Source organism: Vibrio sp. BS-M-Sm-2 (assembly GCF_041504345.1).
GTDB classification, from domain to species: domain Bacteria; phylum Pseudomonadota; class Gammaproteobacteria; order Enterobacterales; family Vibrionaceae; genus Vibrio; species Vibrio satsumensis.
The window spans coordinates 1,565,767-1,586,952 of the sequence record NZ_CP167895.1 but is presented as its reverse complement, the minus strand read 5'-3'; the positions used below and the strand labels follow the sequence as shown (position 1 = coordinate 1,586,952).

The following is a 21,186-nucleotide window of genomic DNA, read 5'->3' as shown; positions in this document are numbered from 1 at the left end:
TTTAGCCTCGTTTATCGATGGTCGCGACCACAGACAAACCAGGAAGTAGTCGACCTTTCAACTCTTGCTGATCAGGAATAGTAATTTTCACTGGTACACGTTGAACGATTTTAGTGAAGTTACCGGTCGCGTTTTCTGGTGGCAGTAGAGCAAACTTGGCGCCAGTTGCAGGGGAGAAGCTGTCGACCACGCCTTCAAGTGGTTGCCCCGGGAACGCATCCAGTTCTACTTCAACCGTCTGACCTTTGTGAATGCCACTTAGCTGTGTCTCTTTGAAGTTGGCTTCAATCCACACTTGGTTGTTTGGTACCAAACTCATAAGTGGTGCACCAGCTTGAATCAACAAGCCTTCACGTACACTGCGTTTACCAATGACGCCATCAGTAGGTGCGTAGACTTTGGTGTAGTCAAGGTTTAGCTGTGCTTGATCTTGCTGTGCCTGAGCTTCTGTTACTGAGGCTTTGGCTTGTTCAATTTCGCTAGCAATAACGAAGAGTTGGTCATTACTTGCGACAAGGTTGGCTTTCGCTTCTTCTAAGTCTGCAAGGGTCACTTTTTGTTGAGCGACCATGCTATCGACTTCATCTTGAGAAGCGTAATTGCGTTTTAACAAGCTGCGAGAGCGCTGCACCTGTTGGATAGCACGTTCATATTCTGCTTGTGCGGAATCGACGCCACTTTCTGCTTGGTTTATTTTGCTACGTTGTAACGTATGTTGGGCGATTAAGTTCTTTACGTCGGATTGTACGACGGATAAATGGGCATTAGCTTGAGCGAGGGCTGCTTGGTAATCACGGTCATCGATTTGAACTAATAAATCACCTTCTTTAACCGATTGGTTATCACTCACGTAAGACTTAACAATATAGCCTGATACTTTAGGGCTAATATTTGTGATGTCGCCTTGTAGATAAGCATTGTCGGTAGATTCAAAGTACTGACCATAGCCGTACCAGTATCCGGCGCCAGCTAAACCCAATGACAGCATGATCGCAGTAGCAATAAGCGGAGCTTTTTTACGTTTTTTTTGCTTACTGTTTGCGAAGCGTTGTTGTTCTCTGTCATTTTTTATTTCTCATTTTGTTTTTATTTAGATGTAACGAATTGTAAATGAATTCGATTGATTGATAAGATAGGAAAAAAGGAAAACACTGTTGCAAAAATCTAACTAATAGCACTTTGGGAGAAGTACGATGGACTTAAATGCTGTGACTGTTTTTACGCAAGTTGTTGATTGTGGTAGTTTCACGCACGCAGCTGAGGCATTGAACATGACCAAGTCGACCGTCAGCCGGAAGCTAGACGAGCTGGAACAGCACCTAGGTGTGAGGTTGATCACTCGCTCGACTCGAAGTTTAGTCTTAACGCCAGAGGGGGAGAGCTTTTATCAGTCGAGTGTCCAGATGCAAGAGATCATGAACCAAGCTGAGTTAGAGGTTTCAGCCAATCAGGATTTGGTCCGAGGGCAGTTGAATGTTGTGTTGCCCGTCGAGTTGGGGCATCAAGTATTAGCAAAGTACATCCACAGCTTCCTAAAAGAGCACCCAAACGTGACTTTGAACTTAGAATTGACGAATCGAGAAGTCGACATCATTGCGGAGGGGATCGATCTTTACGCGCAAATTGGTGAGCTAGTGGACTCGAGCTTGGTTTCTCGCTACCTCACAACATCAAAGCGTGTATTGGTAGCTAGCCCTGAGTATTTAGAACAGTTCGGTGAAATTTCTTCGCCCAATGACCTTAAACCGCCATTTAGAATGATTGAGGTGGTTAACAAGGCGGCGCGTCTACCCAAGTGGCATTTACAATTAGAAGGCGGAGAGTCAATTTTGATCGATCTGCCGTGTCAGTTGCGGGTGAATACCATAACGGCATGCTTAACGGCATGTTTGGATGGGCTCGGCTTAGCGGTGCTTCCTGAATTCATTTGTCGTGAGCACTTTAAAACAGGTAAGCTGATCCGTTTGTTACCTGAATATGAGATGCCGGAAGTTTCAGTAAGCCTAGTGTATGCAGACAGGAAGTTGATGCCGAAACGTAAGAAGGTCTTTATCGCTTATTTACTGACTGCCTTTCAAAATGGGGACCATAAGTAGGGTGCGACTATTAGTTAGGGGCGAGTCTTAGTTAGTGTTAATCCATAACGCTAGTCATCTTCGTTAACGGCTCTTTGGTAAGACTAAAGGTCTTGGAAATGACTTCTAACCTGCACGTCAATATGTACTCTTTTAATAGCAATTGTTGAATGTTTTTTCAAAAATGGTGAAAAATGCAGTAAGTATCATTATGAACGTGCTATTTGGCTAATTGTATACTTATTGTTATTCACTTGCGGGTTGCTCAGACTATACTGAGTTCATACCTAATCAGAGGAACACCATCATGAAAGCAATCACTAAATCAGTATTGGTAATTAGCATTTTATCTGTAGGCACTGCCCAGGCGTTTGAACTAACGAGTAATGACATTCAAGAAGGTCATCCAATGGCGAAGACCTTTGAATACTCAAGCTGGGGTTGTGATGGCGAAAACCTATCACCACAGTTGATGTGGAAAGATGCACCAGCAGGTACCAAAAGCTTTGCAATCACGGCTTATGACCCAGATGCACCGACTGAAAGTGGCTTCTGGCACTGGGTTGCGTTTGATATCCCTGCAACTGTGAACGAGTTACCTCGCGGTGTCGACATCTCTAAAGTCGGCGGCAAAGAAGGTCGTATTGATTACGGCACAGTTGGATACGGTGGCGTTTGTCCTCCGGAAAAAGATGGCATGCACCGCTACCAGTTCACGGTTTGGGCACTGCCAACGGACAAACTTAACCTAGACGAAAATACGCCGTCGGCAGTGGTTGGGTTCACGTTGAACAGTATGGCTTTAGACAAAGCGAAATTGACCGCAACTTATACACGTTAATAGCTTATACAAGTTGATAATAAGTAAACAAGGGGATGAGATGAATCATCAATATCAAGTCACGATCTTTCGTGCAGAGCAGTTACAAAAGCTGCGTAATGTGAGGATTCTATCCCCTAGTATCATTCAGATCATTACAGGCAGTAAGCGCCTGTTTTGGAAAGATTCGGCGGTAGAGCTCTCACATTCTGAGCTGCTGTTGTGTGAGGTATCAGCTTCACTAAGTTTTGAGAACATGCCCCACAAAGGGCGTTTCTTGTCGCGAGTATTCAGCTTTCAATTCCAACCTTCTCAGGCGATGCTTGATTTAAGTGAGGAACGTTCGAATGATCTGGGACTGCCTACAGTGAAAGCGGATCGAAACTTACAAGACTCACTCAACGCGCTGTTCTCGTTTGATACACAGAGCATGAGCAAAGAGACTCAACAGTTTTGGTTGCAGGGCTTGTACCAGCAATTAGCTGAAAAAGCGGTGCTGCATCGATTGTTTGCCAGTGCCAACGTTTCGTTTAGCCAAAAGCTCAGCCATTATCTTTCACTCTCACCAGATGAGAAGCATCCGCTAGAGTCAGTGGCGGAGCGTTTTGCAATGAGCCGAGCAACGCTGATTCGAAAGCTCAAATTGGAAGGTATGCAATATCGTGAGGTGTTGGCTGAAGTTCGGTTGAGTCATGCGCTTTATCTGATGCAAAACGGACAACAGAATGTAGCGATGTTGGCTCAGTCTTGCGGTTACCAATCGGAAGGGCGTTTTAGTCAGCGCTTTAAAGGGAAATTTGGTTTGTCGCCAAGTGAATACATCAAAACCGTCGTCAGCAATAGAGTCGCGACACCGTAACCCTTCTTGTTTGGCCCAAGCGCTAACGTTACTTGCCACGCTACGCCGCTTTTAATCATCTTCTTCATCGGCAGAGGTTTGTCTTGTTGCTTGTTGCTTGTTGCTTGTTATTGTTATTGTTGGCCGAAGATGAGCGTTTTCTTATTTTAGGCAACCAGATCATCAAAGCTAATATTGGAAATACCAAGTTCATTAACAGCGCTAATTGCCAACCTGTCAATAACCTGAGAAAGCACCGGAGCTAAGCTCGTAAAAGGCCCGCGAAGGTTAAGTGCCAAGAATTCCCATATTCCACGTACTCCGTATTACTCACACGATCCGAACATACACACCTACATTTGATCTCTTTGCTCTAAAGCCCACTCAATAAACATTTTAACTTTTGGTGATTGGTGTTCTGACGGCGTCGCAAAATAATACTGTTGTTTGCACGTAACTGGTGGTTCAGCAAACGGTGCGATGAGCGTATTGTCTTTAAGATATTTCGATACAACGCTATATCGCCCAATGGCAATACCTGCATTGTTTATAGCTGCCAGTATCGCGAGATCTGAACGGTCAAACTCGATGTTAGAGTTTGAATGCACAGTGCTGAGTTTGTTCGCTTGTGCCCACACTTCCCATTCATTGCGGTTCGAATCGTAGTTCCATGCTTGGTTGTCATGCAGTAACGTGGCTCTATTGAGGTTCTCTGGTTGTTGATTAAGCCCGTGTAACTCAGCGTATTGAATGCTACAAACCGGAGTCATGCTCTCGTGCATGAATGCTTGGCAGAAAAGTTTATCGGGAAAAAGATCATCGAAGTAGATGGCAATATCGATACCGTGTCCTTGAAAGCTGATATTTTCATTGCCCGTTAGCAGCTTTAATGTGATTGATGGGTAACGTTGTTTGAAGTCCGCTATCCGAGGTACTAGCCAACTCTGCGCAAATGTCGGCCGTGAATAGATCGTGAGTGTGCCCGATATTTCGTCGTTCTTAACATCTAAAATCTCTTGGTTTAGATCATTCAAGGTGCGGCTCAATGCGGCATAGATGCGTTTGCCTTCGCTTGTTAGAGCGATTTTTCGGTGCGCACGTTCAAACAGCTGTATATCCATTTCTCTTTCGAGCTTGTTGATACGATGAGAAACCGCACTTGGTGTCATCGATAATTCTTGGGCTGCAAGTGAAAAAGAACCATGTCGAGCCGCCACTTCAAACGTGTGCAGTTTTGACAGCTGGTGGCTGTTTAAGCGTTGATTTTTGGAGTACAGGTTGTCTTCGCTATACATGTCGTTAAGGGCACCTTGGTTCAAACAAGAGGAATTCGATACACATCGTGGATGTCATATCATAGCTCTATCTATGAGTTATAGTTAATCATAACTTGCTTTAGCTGAGTTAATTCTCGAACTATTAGGTCATAGATGAATTTAGTTCATGTAAGTGTGATTTTTCGTCGTTTGAACAAACACCAAAATCCCGTTTAAATAGTGTTACTAATGATTGAACCTGCGCAGTACGCGCTTTACCAGAGAAGGTCACCCATGACTGAATTGAATATCGATAAACTCATCTCAGACTTCCCATTACTTCAACAATTAATTGCATTGGAAGAAGTGGTTTGGTTTAACCCAAATGTGACGACTCTGGAGCGCGGTTTACCTTATGTGGGATTGGGCGAACAAGATATTCATGATGCGAGTTTGAGGTTACAAAGGTTTGCCCCTTATCTGGCGAAGGCATTTCCTGAAACTCATGTGACGAATGGCATCATCGAATCTGAGCTTATCGATATCCCTGCAATGAAGTTGGCATTAGAAGCTCATTATCAGCAGCCAATAAAAGGGCGCTTGATGATGAAGAAAGACAGCCACTTGCCGATTTCTGGTTCAATCAAAGCGCGTGGTGGTATTTATGAAGTACTAACGCATGCCGAAAAGCTTGCGATTGAAGCTGGATTACTGAGTGAGAGCGATGATTACAGCAAGCTGTTAGAGCCTGAATTTCGTGACTTCTTTAAACAATACAGTATTGCCGTAGGGTCAACAGGTAACCTTGGTATGTCTATCGGCATCATGAGTGCCAAGCTTGGTTTTACGGTATCGGTTCATATGTCTGCTGATGCAAGAGCGTGGAAGAAGAACAAACTGCGTGAGCACGGCGTTAATGTCGTTGAGTACGAACAAGACTACGGTGTTGCGGTAGAACAAGGTCGTAAAGAAGCAGAGCAAGACCCGCGATGTTTCTTCATTGATGATGAGAACTCTCAAACCTTGTTCCTTGGTTATTCTGTGGCGGGAGAGAGGCTCAAACAACAATTCGAACAACAACAGATTGTCGTCGATAAAGAGCACCCATTGTTCGTTTACTTGCCATGTGGTGTTGGTGGCGGCCCTGGTGGTGTGGCATTTGGTTTAAAGATGGCGTTTGGTGATGATGTTCACTGTATTTTTGCTGAGCCGACTCATTCGCCTTGCATGCTGCTCGGTGTTCACTCGGGTTTACATGATGAGATTGCGGTGCAAGATCTTGGTATCGATAACCTCACCGCCGCAGACGGTTTGGCGGTGGGTCGAGCATCTGGATTTGTCGGTCGCGCGATGGAGCGTTTGCTTGATGGTTACTACACATTAACTGATGAACGTATGTACCAATTGTTAGGCATATTGAACCAAGCCGAGGGCATTCAACTTGAGCCTTCAGCATTGGCTGGTATGCCGGGTGCTATTCATGTTGAACACAACAGTGAATATCTGAAGAGATTAGGCATAACTGAATCTACATTAGCGAACGCGACTCATCTTGTTTGGGCGACAGGCGGCGGTATGGTTCCAGAGCAAGAAATGGCAGCGTATTTAACGAAGTCTTCGTTATAAATTGAATAAAAAGCGGGTGCTCGTGGCTGTTTTATCCGCTTCAATGAAACAATAAGTTGCGCAGATCGTTACCTAAAACACAGATTTTATAAATTAGACTTCATCCTTGTTATCACTGTCAGTTAGGTTGAGTGGCACTCAATTTGATAGGGATAGAGCGATGCCAGTACAACAACCAAATACACCAGAAAAACTCCTACAACGTTTAGATGCGATTGGAGAATCTTTAAGAGCTTCTGGTAAGGCGCACGCCTTGTTAGGGCTAGGTTCTGTTGGCATTGAAACGGAGCGATTGGATCAATATTCAGACGTGGATTTCTTCGCGATAGTACAAACGGGGCATAAGCAGTATTTCTTAGACAGCTTGCATTGGTTATCTGACATTCTTCCAATCGACTATGCCGTAAGGAACACGGTCGATGGCTATAAAGTACTTTATGCCGATGGGATATTCTGTGAGTTTGCGGTATTCGAACCCCACGAGTTAGCGCATATTCCATTTGCTGAAGGGCGCATTGTTTGGCAGCAACCTGAATTTGATACGCAGTGTTGTGTTCCACCAGTAAAAGGGGAGGCACACGCTAACACCCAAGAGTGGCTCATTGGTGAGGCACTAACCAATCTTTATGTGGGTATGTCTCGCTATAATCGAGGTGAAAAGCTGTCGGGCAGTCGGTTCGTTCAATCTTACGCACTCGATCGCTTGATTGGTCTTGTGGAGCAAACGGAACAGTCTGAGCCTGAATTCGTTGATGAATTTATGTCGGATAGAAGGCTAGAAGTACGCTTTCCTAAGTTTGCTCAATTGCTACCAAGCTTTACACAAGGTTACGAGCGTACTGCTGAATCGGCTCTGGCACAGCTCGAGTTTTTGAATGCTCACTTTAACGTCAACCAAGCAATGCGTTCTAGAATTATTGATTTATGTAATTAATACATTTACTTACGATGTGCATATTCAATAGTTCCTGTTTTGAAACGCCTTGAAAACCGGTTTCGGTACGTTAGTTTTATTGTCTACCAATAAAAGGGTTGTCGCTAACTCTTATTATTGGTAGGTTTTAATCATGAAATTTAATTCCGCTTCAACTTCAATTTTCTTTTGGTGGTGCTCTATTTAGAGCAGCACGGAATACTCACATTCTTTAGCTGCTGGAAGGTAGTGAAGAATGTCACCAAGAATGTCGTCTCTTTTTATCTCCAGTAGCTTTTATTACTTGGAGATACCTTATGAAAACACCTCAAAACACGAACAAACCTGAAATTATTCTGACTGGCGACCGAGCGACAGGCCCTTTACATCTGGGTCACTATGTTGGCTCACTTCAGCAGCGCACTTCGTTGCAGCATATTCACGACCAAACGATATTGGTTGCCGACATGCAAGGGCTTACTGACAACGCTCATAATTCTGCCAAGGTATCGTCTAACATTCTCAATGTGGTGGCTGATTATCTAGCGGTAGGTATCGACCCAACAAAAACCACAATCTGCCTTCAATCGCAATTACCAGCACTGGCTGAACTTACCATGTTCTACAGCAACCTTGTGTCTATCGCTCGTTTGGAACGCAATCCAACCGTTAAAAGTGAGATTCAAAACAAGGAATTTGGTCGCTCAATTCCGGCTGGTTTTCTTACTTATCCGATTTCACAAGCGGCTGATATCACAGCCTTTAACGCGACTTTGATTCCTGTTGGTGACGACCAATTGCCGATGCTAGAGCAGACCAACGAGATCGTGAGAAAAGTTAACTCACTCGCGGGCAAGCCAATCTTAAATGAGTGTAAACCTCTGCTTAGCAACGCCTCTCGGCTTCCGAGTACGGACGGTAAGAGCAAGATGTCCAAATCAATGGGCAACGCTATCAACTTAGGTGCGACCGAGAAAGAGATTCGAGCAGCAGTGAAATCCATGTATACCGACCCAAATCATCTACGAATCGAAGATCCGGGCCAAGTAGAAGGGAACATCGTGTTTACCTATCTTGATGCTTTCCATACTGACGCTCACTACGTCAATGAACTAAAAGATCACTACCGCAGAGGCGGGTTAGGGGATGGCCAAACTAAAAAGGTATTGGAAGAGTGTCTACAAGAGATGATTCGCCCGATAAGAGCGCGCAGAGCCGAACTGTTGGATGACAAAGCGCAACTCATCGATATCTTACGCCAAGGTACACAAGTCTCGAGAGAAAGAACCGAAACCGTGTTGTTTGATGTTAAAGAACTATTTGGCCTGAACATCTTGTAAGTTTCATCATCGATTATTCTTCATCTATTCACATTTCATCCTTCACTTATTCATCAGACCACTGCCCGATAGCGATCTGATCTCGCTATCGGTTACCCGACCTGTGTGAAACTATCAAAGAGGTTATCGTTCACGTGACTTCTTTGGATTGGTTTTAATGCTTATTACTGTGCGATTTATCATTTCCTATTTATAGAAATAACACTTTAATATTTAACTAACTATAAGATTTTAAATAAATTTTTGCGGTATATCTCAATTCGAAAGACATCATTAATTATGTTTTGAATTAATCTCACATATGCAACTGAGTTTATTTCTTTATGTGCAATATCTATCGTTAAGATGCGACTTCATCTAGTTGGTGAATCAATAAAAACATAATTATAAAGGTGATGTATGCGTGGTGCACATTTACTAATGCTATTTCCGATAGCGTTTACTTCTCAAGCTGCCAATATTGTCGACTACTCGCAAGTCGATTTATCTACAGTACTCAATCAAACAACACAGGGTTTTCCCGCTGTAAGCCAACCACTTGCTTACCAAGACGCAAGTCGAGTGAACACTGGTACTACAACACTCCTACGTAAAACACAACTTCACTACGGGATTCCGGTTTACGGTCAATCGGTAGTGGTTGATCTTTCTCAGAAGGGCTTTGCGAAAGCGGTTGATGGCCAAGTATTAACGGGTATTGAGTCAGATATTGGCTCGACACTGCCAATGATTAGCGCAAAGCAAGCTGTCGATATTGCAAAGTCACAGCACAAAGGGGTTGCCGCGGCGACTATTCGTGACCCTAACACCGAGCTTCTTATTTGGCTTGATGAACAGCAACAAGCGCGCCTGATTTATAAGGTCGATTTCTTGCAGACTCTGGGCATGGCACCCTCAAGACCGATTACGCTTGTTGATGCTAAATCGGGTGAGTTACTGGATCGTTGGGAAGGTATTGCGTTCATTGAGGCAGAAGGACCGGGCGGAAACCAGAAAAGTGGCCGTTATTACTTTGGCTCGAACACACAGTTTGGCGGATTCCAAGTCAACTCGTATTGCCAGATGGACAGCCAAAACGTTGTGACTATGAACATGAACAACCAACAAGGCTCAGGGCAGATTCATCAATTTAGTTGTAACGGAAATTACGGTAAGAACGTCAATAATTACCGCGCTGTTAACGGTGCGTATGCGCCAATGAACGACGCACATTACTTTGGCCAACGTGTGTTCGACATGTACCAAGATTGGTTGAACACACGTCCTATTCAACAAAAGCTTACTATGCGTGTTCACTACGGTTCGAACTATGGGAACGCGTTTTGGGATGGCCGTCAAATGACGTTTGGCGATGGTAACCAATCCATGTATCCATTAGCGACGTGGGACGTGATTGCTCATGAGGTGAGCCACGGCTTTACTGAACAAAACTCAAACCTTGAGTATCGTGGTATGTCGGGCGGAATGAACGAATCTTTCTCTGATGTAGCTGCTGCGGCGCTTAGTGAATATGTACATGGCACTTTCAATTGGAAGATGGGCGAGCATGTAATGAAGCATAGTGATGCGATGCGTTACTTCATTAACCCAAGTCAAGATGGTATGTCTATCGGTCACATCAACCAGTATTACAATGGCATTGATGTTCACCATAGTTCAGGGATCTTTAATAAAGCGTTCTACCACTTAGCAACCAGTAACGGTTGGGACATTAAAAAAGCATTCATGGCTTACGCAACAGCTAACCAACTGTACTGGACGTCAAGATCTAACTTCCAAGCTGGAGCAGATGGTGTTTGTAAGGCTGCGCAAAAGCTAGGTTACGAAGCATCAGCGGTGCGTACAGCATTTAGCCAGGTTGGAATTAGTGTTCAAGATTGTGGCTCCGGTCAGCCGAACCCGAACCCTAATCCACCAACACCAACACCAACACCAACACCGGGTATCACGGCTCTAGAGTTTAATGTGCCTGCACCTGTGCTGAGCAGCGGTAACGACCAACAGCAATTTGTTCTAAAGAACAGCTCTCAAAGCGATGTTTGGCTCCAAACTTACAATGGTTACGGTAACGTTGATTTGTATGTTGCAATTGGTCGCCCTGCATCCTTGAATGATTACGATTGCTCGTCTACCAACTTGGATAACTACGAGTATTGTGGCTTTGGAGGTATACAAGGGGATGATATCTACGTAATGGTATCGGGTGCACAAGGGGCAACGGACGCTTATGTAGCGGTAAGCAGTGTATTGGAACTGCCTCAGCCTGAACCACAGCCAGAAGGTTCTTGTGTTGATGTTCCAGAGTGGAGCCCATACATTTTCTATCCTGCAGGCGCTACCGTTCAGTATTGGGGTACCCGTTTTACGGCCAACGTTGAAAACTGGGGATCCGATCCGTTCCAGAGTTATTGGCATTGGACATTTGACGGGATGTGTGACTAACTTAACCCGTTAATCCAATAGAAAAATCGAACAAAGGGAGTGCTTAAAAGTACTCCCTTTATTCGTTAATAATGAGATGTAACGACGCATAAGATGCTTGTGTTACTCTTCTAGGCGCTAGATTATGAGTGATAAACATTCAGGGCTTCTGTAGAGCGGTTAAACTAGGAAGTCCGTTATTCATGGAGAGCCATCATATATGGAAGTAAGTCATCTAGATCACCTTGTATTAACTGTTAAAAATATCGAGATAACAGTAGATTTCTATCAGCGCGTATTAGGTATGAAGCCCATCCAATTCGGGGAAGGACGCTTGGCGTTGTCGTTCGGCAATCAAAAGATAAATCTTCATCAATTAGGTAAGGAGTTCGAACCAAAGGCAAAACGCGTTCAAGCGGGCAGTGCAGACCTCTGCTTTGTTACCAATACACCAATTGTTGAGGTCGTAGAGCATATCCAAGCGCAAGGAGTCGTGATAGAAGAGGGACCAGTACCGCGAACAGGTGCAATGGGAAAAATTGTCTCTGTTTATATTCGAGATCCTGATGGCAATCTGATTGAGATTTCGAATTATTAGGCTCAAGCGCTAAACCCGTACGCTTTTGTTTACTCTTTCAAAACTCGACTTTTCACGTTTACTCCGCTTATTACTGGATGTCATCAGCCAAATAAAATACAATCGAACAATGTTTTATTAATTCGTGATTTATCATTATGATGAGAAACTTACTCACATTCATCGTTAGCCTGTTCTTCTTAACAGCTTGTTCTTCAACGAGTAATCATCAGCTAGACGACAAGACATTGAGCAACGAAGACGCTATGTCGAAAAGCGTAGAGAAAGAGGGCAATCTCGAGACTTCAATGGATACAAATGCTGAGACCAGCGGCGAATCTTCCCATGAACTAACCATTAGCGATGAATCTATAAATGGCCATGACGCAAACTCAAACCTTGATTCAAATAAAGGCACGAGAACTCACGCTAATGCAGATCCAGAATCAGCGAATCCCTCTCAAGTAGCAGCAACAGAAACAACTGAGAATGATGCTAAGAGTAGCGATGAAAAAGGTATCGGAAGCTATTTTATCCGTCATAACGAACCGACCAAGACGGTGATTAAATCATTAGAGGGCGTGACAGATGCATTGAACGTCATGACGTTTGGGATATTTGCCACGGGCCACGGTTGATCCGTTAACCAGAAAGCCAAACTAATAGATAGAATGAGACGTGAAGGCGAGCCAAATGGTTCGCCTTTTTTATATCAGAAACTCTACTATTAGCTCTGGTTGTAGCGTGTTGTCCGCTTGTTTATCGGCTTGAGTCAAGGGACAGTCAGCAAAGTAGGTATTTGTTTGTTCTGGAATGGACTCGCCGTATTTACCGTGTTTGACTTGTTATATGCATCAAGGGTTTTAATACTCTTCCCAAAGTAAGCTGTGAAATCTAATCTTACAAAGACAAGCACCATATTCACTTGCGAGCATAGTAATATGTTTGCTGTTAAGTTCATTTTAGGTTTAGTTATCAATATTCTAGGGAAGAGATATGAAGAATAAGAGTGTATTTTTAAGCGTCGCGATGGCTATGTTGGCGGCTCAAGCGAACGCATCTGACGCGAACCATGAGTCTGTAGCTGACAGTGTTATCGCTGAACAAAGAGCAAACCTATCTGAAAACACGCAAGGAAAAGGTTTTGGCCCACAAGCGCCTCGCGATTTAGGCTCAGCCGAAGGAACAAATGCCCGATTGTTTTCGGATGCGCCAGATTCAACAGCCATGAATCTATGTAATATCCACTTCCATAAAAACGCTGAGCACAAAGGTGGTGAGTTTACTCAATACGCTGGTAACGGTGATGGTAAAGGTTTCCAGAGTGGATTTAAATACACAGGTAAGTTGAGCGCGGCCGAGCTTAAACCATTCGAGCAGAAGGTTTGTCCTAGCGACCACGGTTCACTTAATTCTGGTGACACTATCGAGGTGCATTACGTGTACTCGACTGCACAAGTTGAACCAGGTGAAACATTGGGTGCTTGTTTTAACGACGCGATTACCAACCCGCAACTGCGTGTAGAAACCCAAGTTTACGTATTAGTGAATGACGACAAAGCACTCGATTTCGAAGCACTCGCTAAACATTCAAAAGTCAACGGATTACACCAAGCCCCAAACATTCCTCAAAATACGGGTTTAGCGATTCAATACGCAGGTTCTACAACGGGTCCTGGTTACAATGAGCAAGGTTCACCTTTCCAAGTAACATGGAGCGTTCGTCCACAAGTTGCGAAAGTAAACATCGCGACAGTGGGGAGTTGGTGTGAAGGCAATGACTTTAACGAAGACCACGCCCACGGTGTGAGAAACATAGTCGTAAACCCTGAGTTGTTGTCACCAATATCGAACTAATCTTGTTACGTTGATTCGTAGTCAATATTTTGCAAAGGCGGGCCACTAGGTTCGCCTTTTTTGTGTCTTAACGAAAAACATGTTGGGTTTAGCTTTGCGGTTATGCTTAGTGGGGAAGTTACGTATGACACTTATTCAAAACATGAGTCTTGTGAATCGTTCTTAGTTAAAAACGCTGTCAGTCAAACACGCTCTTAGACAAAAACGCTCTTTACCCGAATCGGGGCTCCATGATACGTTCGAAAATTATAATGTTGAATGATATTTGAGGGACGACAGATGTCACTAGAAGGCGCAGTTACATTCTTTATTGCCATGTTTATATTTGGTATTACTCCGGGGCCTGGCGTATTTGCCATTTTAGCTCGTGGCATGGTTAACGGTTGGCAAAAGTGCATCACTCTTTCGTTAGGGATGATATGCAGTGATCTTATCTATCTTGCGCTTGCCTGTTTTGGTCTAGTGACGATTGCTGAGAACTGGTCGTTTGCCTTTGAGGTGATTCGCTATGTTGGTGCCGCTTATTTGATTTACTTGGGCTACAAGATGTTTAAGAGCCTACCTGAAGTGCAAGGTTCAGCAGAACTTGCGGCCAAACAAAGTCAGAAATCGGAACTCGCCAGTTTCGTGCAAGGCTTTTTGATTTCAGCATCAAATCCGAAAGTGATTCTGTTCTATATTTCATTCTTGCCGACGTTTATTGATCTGACGGTTTTGCGTTCACAAGATATCGTCTTGGTTTCTGTTTTAGCGGCGGTTGCTCTGATGTCCGGTTTAATGCTAATTGCAATGGGTGCGGGTAGAATGGCTAGTTTACTTAAAACGCCACGTGCACATAAAAGACTTAATCAGAGTGCTGGTGGAATAATGATTGCTGCAGGATCATATTTGGCAATAAATCGATAAATACGATTATTTGAACAGAAAGGCGAACCGATTGGTTCGCCTTTTTCGATCCTGCATTCTGATTAAAGCAGATGTTTAATTGTTTGATTGGTTTCAAGCCAATCTAACTGTAATTAAGGAAAAGAAAGCTAAGTAACTAGATAAGATAAAGACTATAGGTAGGTAATTTTTTATCTGTCACTCCTTCTTTGATTTTAGCTCTAATTTACTGATATTTAGTAGGAAGGGCACAAATAAGAGATATCCATTTTTGCTGTTGGTGATGCCATATATGAATATCTCTAAACCATAGCTGATATGAGTAATTCTGGAATAAGGTGTGTAATAAATTAAACCTTAAAAAGGAATTAGCCATGCACTATTTGCAGCAACTTCTATCTACGTTCGTATCAATAAACTATTGCAGCGGAAGCAGTGATTACCTTGACGATCACTTATACCCTACTTATCTGCAACTCACAGAACAAGACCAGCCAACGCATATTGATACTGGTGATTCATCTAAAGAGTCTCTGTCTAGCCGCCAGTCTTATACACGTGCACCCACCAAACTATTGGACGCAGAAATGAATAACTCTTATTCATCGAGTTAAATTCAGTTCGCTATAAAATGAGCAGCATAAAGGAATGCAACTAGGGACGAACAGCGTGACAGTTACACACGCAAATAATCAACTTATCCATTTGGAGATAGCAGTGAACAAAACAAGCACATTAACAGCAAAGACATTCAAACCAACTGCGATAGCGGTAGCTATGTCGCTTTCTGTGTTATTGACGGGTTGTAAGCCTGCATCTGATGCGACAGTTGTTGACTCCGTAGTTCGTCCCGTATTTGTTGAAGCCGCTTCGGCAGTAAAAGTCGAAGACCTATCATTCAATGGCATTATCCGTTCTGCTAGCCGAGCAGACCTTTCATTCCGAGTGAGCGGACGTATCGTCAAGATGTTGGTCAAAGAAGGTGACGAAGTGCAGCAGGGGCAATTAATTGCAAAATTAGACTCTATTGATGCAAAAATTGCACTGACATCCGCTCAAAATGAACTTGCGAATGCTCGTGCTGAATATCAACGCGCGAAAACCTTGTTCGAAAGCCGTCAGTCAATTTCAAAAAGCCAGTTTGAAGAGCTAACACTTCGCTTCAAGCTTGCAGAAAACCATTATGAAGAAGCACAGATTCGCCTTGATGACACAAATCTTAGAGCGCCTTTTTCGGGTGTTATAAGCCGCACATTGGTTGATAACCATGTATTGGTACAAAGCAATGAAGTAATCGTTTCAATTCATGACCTTAATGACCTAGAAGCGAAAATTCAGGTTCCAGAAAGTGTGATGACTCGTAATAGTGATTCGACAGCAACCTTTGCTCGCTCTCCTGTTATTCCACACGAAAGCTTTGAATTAACGTTAAAAAAATACGAAACCGAACCAGACCCTGTGACGGGAACTTATGCCGTCACACTGTCTGTAAAAACCTCTGAAAACACGCGTTTATTGCCGGGTATGAACGTACACGTGTATTCAAACTCAGAGCCCACGAAGTCGAAACAGATTCAAATTCCTTTGGCTGCGGTTAACCCCGATAACACGGGGAACCAATATGTTTGGGTCGTAGACGAAAACAATACACTGCAAAAAAGAAATGTCGTGACCGGCAGCCTGAATGGTGAACGAGTTGCTATCGAAGCAAACCTAGCTCTAGGAGAGCAAGTCGTTGTTTCCGGGACACAAAAGTTACATGAGGGATTAGTAGTACAACCTAAGATTATCGAGGCTTATTAAGATGAATATCGCTCAACAAACTATAGCTAAGCGAACCAGTGTTTGGGTTATTGTCGCGCTCATGCTTATTGGTGGTTACATCAGTTACCTGAAACTGGGACGATTCGAAGACCCTGAATTCGTGATTCGCCAATCGGTTATCGTGACGCCATACCCTGGTGCGACTGCACAAGAGGTCGCAGACGAAGTCACCGATATCATTGAAGGCGCGGCGCAATCACTTCAGGAAGTAGACGAAATTACTTCCGTGTCTAAGCAAGGAATGTCTGAGGTAACGGTTGAAATCAAGCGTGAGTTCTCTGGCGATGAAGCTGAACTCCAACAAGTGTGGGATAAGCTGAGAAGAAAGGTCAATGATGCCCAGCGTTCAATGCCTCCTGGTGCTGTGTCTTCCATCGTTAATGATGACTTTGCTGATGTATATGCCCAGTTTTATGCCGTGACAGGCGAGGGCTTTTCGGACAAGCAGTTACAAGATTACGTCGATGAGTTGAGAAGGGAATTGGTACTCGTTCCTGGAGTATCGAAAACCGCGACTTATGCCGAAAAGCAAGAAACCATATTTGTTGAGATCTCAAACGATCGTCTAGCTCAATTTGGTGTGTCTGCGCAGCAAGTTTATGACGTGCTCGAAAAGCAAAACGTGGTCACCGTTGCTGGTGCAATGAATGCCGATGGCATGCGTGTTTCTGTTATTCCAAAAGCCAATATTAGCTCTTACGAACAGCTGAAAGGGTTACAAATCAGCTTAGGTGATAACAATACCGTTATGCGCTTGCAAGACATTGCGAACGTCACTCGTGGTTATGAAGAACCTGTTTCTCAGTTGATGCGTTTTAATGGTGTTCGAGCAGTAGGGCTTGGCATTTCAAACGTTGCGGGCGGTAACGTGGTTGAAATGGGTGATGCCGTTAAAGCTCGTATTGTAGAGTTAGAAGGTCAACGCCCTCACGGTATCGAACTGCATGAAATATCTATCCAGTCTGACTCTGTAAGAGACTCAGTTTCAGATTTCATTAATAACCTAATCGCGGCGGTCGTGATTGTATTTGTTGTACTTTTGCTCTTCATGGGCTTAAGAACCGGCATCGTTATTGGCTTTGTTTTAGTACTAACGGTAGCGGGAACTCTGGTTGTGATGTTGATTGATAACATTGCGATGCAACGAATCTCACTGGGAGCATTGATCATCGCGCTTGGTATGTTGGTTGATAACGCTATTGTGGTAACGGATGGTGTGTTAACTCGTCTACAAAAGAACCCAGAAGCTGACCGACAAACCGTGGTTAATGACATTGTAAACGAAACTAAGTGGCCTTTATTGGGAGGTACGGTTGTTGGTATCTGTGCTTTTAGTGCTATTGGTCTCTCACCGTCTAACATGGGTGAATACGCAGGGTCGTTATTCTGGGTAATCTTGTACTCGATGTTGTTAAGCTGGGTGCTCGCTATTACCGTAACACCATTGCTATGCCACGACTTTTTGAAAGTTGATAAAACAAAGGCAACTAAAGGCCCTGGCAAAGTTAGCCTTTGGTACAAAGGAACGTTGGAATGGGTTCTTAACAACCAAAAGAAAAGCTTAGGTGTAGTAGTTCTACTATTTATCCTAGGCGTGAAGATGTTTGGTCACGTTCCTCCAGGCTTTATGCCCGAGTCTCAAAGAGAGCAGTTTGTTATTGATGTATACCTACCACAAGGGACAGATATCCGCACCACTGAAAACGTGATGCTGGATATTGAAAGTGATGTACGAACCAATCAAGGTGTTACGAATACAACAAGCTTCATCGGTTCTGGTGGTTTACGTTTCATGCTGACTTACTCACCTGAAGCGCAAAACCCAAGCTACGCTCAAATGTTGGTTGATGTTGATAACTTCAATGTGATTGAACCTCTGATTGCAAAGTTGCAAGTTGAGTTAAACGAAAAGTACGACGAAGCATCGGTAAACGTTTGGAAGTTTGTACTTGGCCCTGGTGGCGGTAAGAAAATTGAAGCGGCTTTTAGCGGACCAGATAGCGCGGTACTAAGACAACTTGCAGAGCAAGCTAAGTTGTTGATGGCCCAGACTCCAGAGTTGATTGCGATTCAAGATAACTGGAGACAGCAAGTGCCTGTAGTGACACCGGTTTACTCTTCAGAGAAAGCGCAACAATTTGGTTTAACGACGCAAGAACTTAACCAAGCATTAGAGCAGTCATTAGTGGGGAAGAATGTTGGCGTATTCCGTAAAGGCAACGATTTGATTCCTATCGTTGTAAGGTCGCCAGAACATGAACGCACACACGACCGAACTATCGAGAATACTCAAGTGTTCAGCCCAACAGCAGGTCAGTATTTACAACTAGAGCAGTTTGTTGAACGTGTTGATTTAACTTGGCAAGACTCCATGCTTCGCCGTGTAGACCGTGTTCCAACGATAAAGGCTCAAGCTGATCCCCAAACAGGTGTGTTGACCGCAGAAGCTCTAGACGCAATAAAAACGAAAATAGAAGGTATGCCACTGCCTGTTGGTTACCAGATGGAATGGCATGGTGAATACAAAGACGCAAAAGAAGCAGACGCAGGCTTAATCGCATCGGCGCCTTATGGCTTAGCTGCGATGGTATTGGCTGTGGTATTCATGTTTAACGGTATTCGCCAAGCATTGGTTATTTGGTGCACGGTACCACTGGCTGTATTAGGCGTATCAGTAGGGTTGGTGATGTTTCAAACTCCGTTTGAGTTCATGGCAACTCTAGGATTTCTAAGCTTAGTCGGAATGATGGTTAAGAACGCGATTGTTCTTGTTGACCAAGCAGAAAACGAAATCAGACAAGGTAAAGAAGCTTATGATGCGATTATTGATGCTGCAATGAGCAGGGCTCGACCAGTAATACTGGGTGCAGCGACCACTATTCTTGGTGTGGCGCCACTTTTGGTAGACCCGTTCTTCAAGAGTATGGCGGTGACCATTATGTTCGGACTGTTATTTGCAACCGTGCTGACACTGGTCGTGATACCTTTAAACTATGCATTGTTTTTTAGAGTGAAGCCAAAAGCATAATATCAACGCAATTAAATGCCTAGAATAGCAGCAGATTAAAGCCCAACCTTGTTGGGCTTTTTTGCGTCTGTAGAAAACGAAGAAATGGCAGAAATGAATATCTGTAAAACGTACTTTTCCATAGCAGTAATTAATACAATTTTATTGAATGGAATCAGTATCTAAAACCTATTTTAGTTTGATGAATAACGACACATGGAGAGGTGCATAATATTAGGGTGTCACATGTTTGCACTCTATTTAAATTAATAAGAGTGGAAGATGAGATACAAATATATATTACCGATGATTAGTGCCCTTCCTATGGTTACAGCCAGCGAACTTTCCGCGTCTGGCATTGAGAAGAAAGAAAGCTGGGGCGTAGGTATTGGGATACGGAGCGCAACCATGCCTTTTAAAACCAGTGGGAACACGGTTAATGATGTGATCCCATTATTGTTCTATCAAGGAGAGAATTTTTATTTAGATGGCGCATCTGGTGGCTACAACTTCTATCAAAACGACGACTTTAGCCTTGGTTTCTCGGCAAGCTTGAGATTCTTTGATATCCCTCGTTATGCTCAAAATACCATTCAAGGTTCTCAGGTCGATTTCGGCGCAAAGGCGACTTGGCATCATTCACCATCCGTAGACTTAAGTATAGAGCTACTGAGTGACAACGGTGGAAGAACATACTCGAACTTAACTAGTGACTATATGTTTAAAGGACTGGGGTGGGAGGCAACATTCTATGCCACACTGAGAGCCAAATCCGCGCGTTTCAATGATGCCTATTACGGACTGCAGATGGAAGATATTGGGTGGGCAATTGACAGCAAAGCCGGTGTGAAAGGTCAAACGCAGATCTACCGAAACCTTTATGCTGTTGGGCATATTGGCGCGACCTTATTTGATGATGATACCTACTCGAGCCAAGCGATTGATTCACACACACAGTGGGAAGGGTATTTAGGCTTAGCGATGTTTGGAAGTTCAAGCCTGCGTACTCAACGTAAGTGGCCAGAAGGTGCTTATATCAGAGTAGCAGGTGGGCTTGCGACCGAATCTGGGCCGACCGAAATTTTCATGTTAAACAATGATACCGACCCAGACCGAAATAGTATGATCTCAATATTTTATGGTCATCCTTTATCGGGCAGTGTGTTTGGGCTACCTATCGATTTCTATTTAACTCCTGGCTATGTGTATCACCAAAATTCCGATACTCAAGATCCATTTGATGAGTATGTGCTCGCGATTAAGGGATATTACACGTTTGATTGGTCGGTAAGAACAAGGCTCGGTTTTGCTGAAGGTATCTCTTACAGCAACCAAATAAGTCATATCGAGCGCAAGAATTTAGAAGAGAAAGGTTATCAAGCAAGTAAGCTGATGAATTATTTAGATTTCAGTGTTGATACTAATATGGGCGATCTCTTCAATAACCCATCATTAACCAACTTGTGGTTAGGGTATAGCTTGCATCATCGTTCAGGGATTTTTACTACGACATCAGCATTTGGCCGAATAAAAGGGGGCAGTGATTACAACTCTCTTTACCTACAGTGGGACTTTTAATTCTAACGAGACTCTCTTTCAGTGACGCTTGCTACTTGATCCTAGAAGGCTGCCGGTTTGGCGGCCTTTTTGTGCTTAACTGTTTTCATGTCGACTCTTTTTGTACCAATATCATAGTCGTTTGTATGATGAGGAAAACCGATAAACCTCTGAGTGTTCGAATCTTTAT

The 21,186-nt window shown here is 43.7% G+C and carries 16 protein-coding genes and 2 pseudogenes; 15 read left to right on the top strand and 3 right to left on the bottom strand.

Going from position 1 to position 21,186, the window contains the following annotated elements; all coding sequences use genetic code 11:
- Nucleotide 1: 1 nt before the first annotated feature.
- Nucleotides 2-1,065: pseudogene (locus AB8613_RS22995) on the bottom strand (HlyD family secretion protein).
- Nucleotides 1,066-1,193: 128 nt separating this feature from the next.
- On the opposite strand from AB8613_RS22995, the gene AB8613_RS22990 reads away from it, so the two are divergent.
- The 3 genes from AB8613_RS22990 (at nt 1,194) to AB8613_RS22980 (ending at nt 3,754) form a co-directional block, all read left to right on the top strand.
- Nucleotides 1,194-2,096 carry a LysR family transcriptional regulator gene (locus tag AB8613_RS22990; RefSeq protein ID WP_146491660.1) on the top strand — a complete coding sequence of 301 codons (903 nt, stop codon included), beginning with the start codon at nt 1,194-1,196 and terminating at the stop codon, nt 2,094-2,096.
- Between the two features lie 286 nt (nt 2,097-2,382).
- The gene (locus AB8613_RS22985) at nt 2,383-2,916 is read left to right on the top strand and encodes a YbhB/YbcL family Raf kinase inhibitor-like protein (protein ID WP_285954553.1); all 534 of its coding nucleotides are present in this window, start codon (nt 2,383-2,385) and stop codon (nt 2,914-2,916) included.
- A gap of 40 nt (nt 2,917-2,956) precedes the next feature.
- Nucleotides 2,957-3,754, top strand: a complete 798-nt coding sequence (locus AB8613_RS22980; RefSeq protein ID WP_371713439.1) for a helix-turn-helix transcriptional regulator — start codon at nt 2,957-2,959, stop codon at nt 3,752-3,754.
- A gap of 8 nt (nt 3,755-3,762) precedes the next feature.
- On the opposite strand, the pseudogene AB8613_RS22975 reads toward AB8613_RS22980, so the two are convergent.
- Nucleotides 3,763-3,974: pseudogene (locus AB8613_RS22975) on the bottom strand (MFS transporter); the annotation flags it as partial.
- A gap of 112 nt (nt 3,975-4,086) precedes the next feature.
- Complete coding sequence (gene dsdC, locus AB8613_RS22970; protein ID WP_146491657.1) at nt 4,087-5,028, bottom strand: DNA-binding transcriptional regulator DsdC; 942 nt, start codon at nt 5,026-5,028, stop codon at nt 4,087-4,089.
- A gap of 255 nt (nt 5,029-5,283) precedes the next feature.
- Between dsdC and AB8613_RS22965 the strand changes: the two genes are divergently transcribed.
- The 12 genes from AB8613_RS22965 (at nt 5,284) to AB8613_RS22910 (ending at nt 21,017) form a co-directional block, all read left to right on the top strand.
- Complete coding sequence (locus tag AB8613_RS22965) at nt 5,284-6,615, top strand: D-serine ammonia-lyase (protein WP_372385116.1); 1,332 nt, start codon at nt 5,284-5,286, stop codon at nt 6,613-6,615.
- Between the two features lie 160 nt (nt 6,616-6,775).
- Entirely contained in the window at nt 6,776-7,549 is a 774-nt protein-coding gene (locus tag AB8613_RS22960; RefSeq protein ID WP_285954550.1) for a hypothetical protein, read from the top strand.
- Nucleotides 7,550-7,845: 296 nt separating this feature from the next.
- A complete protein-coding gene (gene trpS, locus AB8613_RS22955; RefSeq protein ID WP_102267544.1) occupies nt 7,846-8,868 on the top strand; it encodes a tryptophan--tRNA ligase in 1,023 nt (340 codons plus the stop codon).
- Nucleotides 8,869-9,267: 399 nt separating this feature from the next.
- The gene (locus AB8613_RS22950) at nt 9,268-11,310 is read left to right on the top strand and encodes a M4 family metallopeptidase (RefSeq protein WP_372385115.1); all 2,043 of its coding nucleotides are present in this window, start codon (nt 9,268-9,270) and stop codon (nt 11,308-11,310) included.
- 199 nt (nt 11,311-11,509) lie between these two features.
- Nucleotides 11,510-11,887, top strand: coding sequence for a VOC family protein (locus tag AB8613_RS22945; RefSeq protein WP_371713442.1), 378 nt, complete (start codon nt 11,510-11,512; stop codon nt 11,885-11,887).
- 137 nt (nt 11,888-12,024) lie between these two features.
- Entirely contained in the window at nt 12,025-12,504 is a 480-nt protein-coding gene (locus tag AB8613_RS22940) for a hypothetical protein (protein ID WP_372385114.1), read from the top strand.
- A 358-nt stretch (nt 12,505-12,862) separates the two neighbouring features.
- Nucleotides 12,863-13,723 (top strand): delta-class carbonic anhydrase, encoded by an 861-nt coding sequence (locus AB8613_RS22935; protein WP_372385113.1) that lies wholly within the window; start codon nt 12,863-12,865, stop codon nt 13,721-13,723.
- A gap of 279 nt (nt 13,724-14,002) precedes the next feature.
- Entirely contained in the window at nt 14,003-14,629 is a 627-nt protein-coding gene (locus tag AB8613_RS22930) for a LysE family translocator (protein ID WP_372385112.1), read from the top strand.
- Between the two features lie 353 nt (nt 14,630-14,982).
- Nucleotides 14,983-15,222, top strand: a complete 240-nt coding sequence (locus tag AB8613_RS22925; protein WP_285954546.1) for a hypothetical protein — start codon at nt 14,983-14,985, stop codon at nt 15,220-15,222.
- Between the two features lie 103 nt (nt 15,223-15,325).
- On the top strand, nt 15,326-16,411 hold the full coding sequence (locus AB8613_RS22920) for an efflux RND transporter periplasmic adaptor subunit (RefSeq protein WP_372385111.1): 1,086 nt from the start codon (nt 15,326-15,328) through the stop codon (nt 16,409-16,411).
- 1 nt (nt 16,412) lies between these two features.
- The gene (locus AB8613_RS22915) at nt 16,413-19,460 is read left to right on the top strand and encodes an efflux RND transporter permease subunit (RefSeq protein ID WP_372385110.1); all 3,048 of its coding nucleotides are present in this window, start codon (nt 16,413-16,415) and stop codon (nt 19,458-19,460) included.
- Nucleotides 19,461-19,721: 261 nt separating this feature from the next.
- Nucleotides 19,722-21,017, top strand: coding sequence for a MipA/OmpV family protein (locus AB8613_RS22910; protein WP_285954543.1), 1,296 nt, complete (start codon nt 19,722-19,724; stop codon nt 21,015-21,017).
- Nucleotides 21,018-21,186 lie beyond the last annotated feature (169 nt).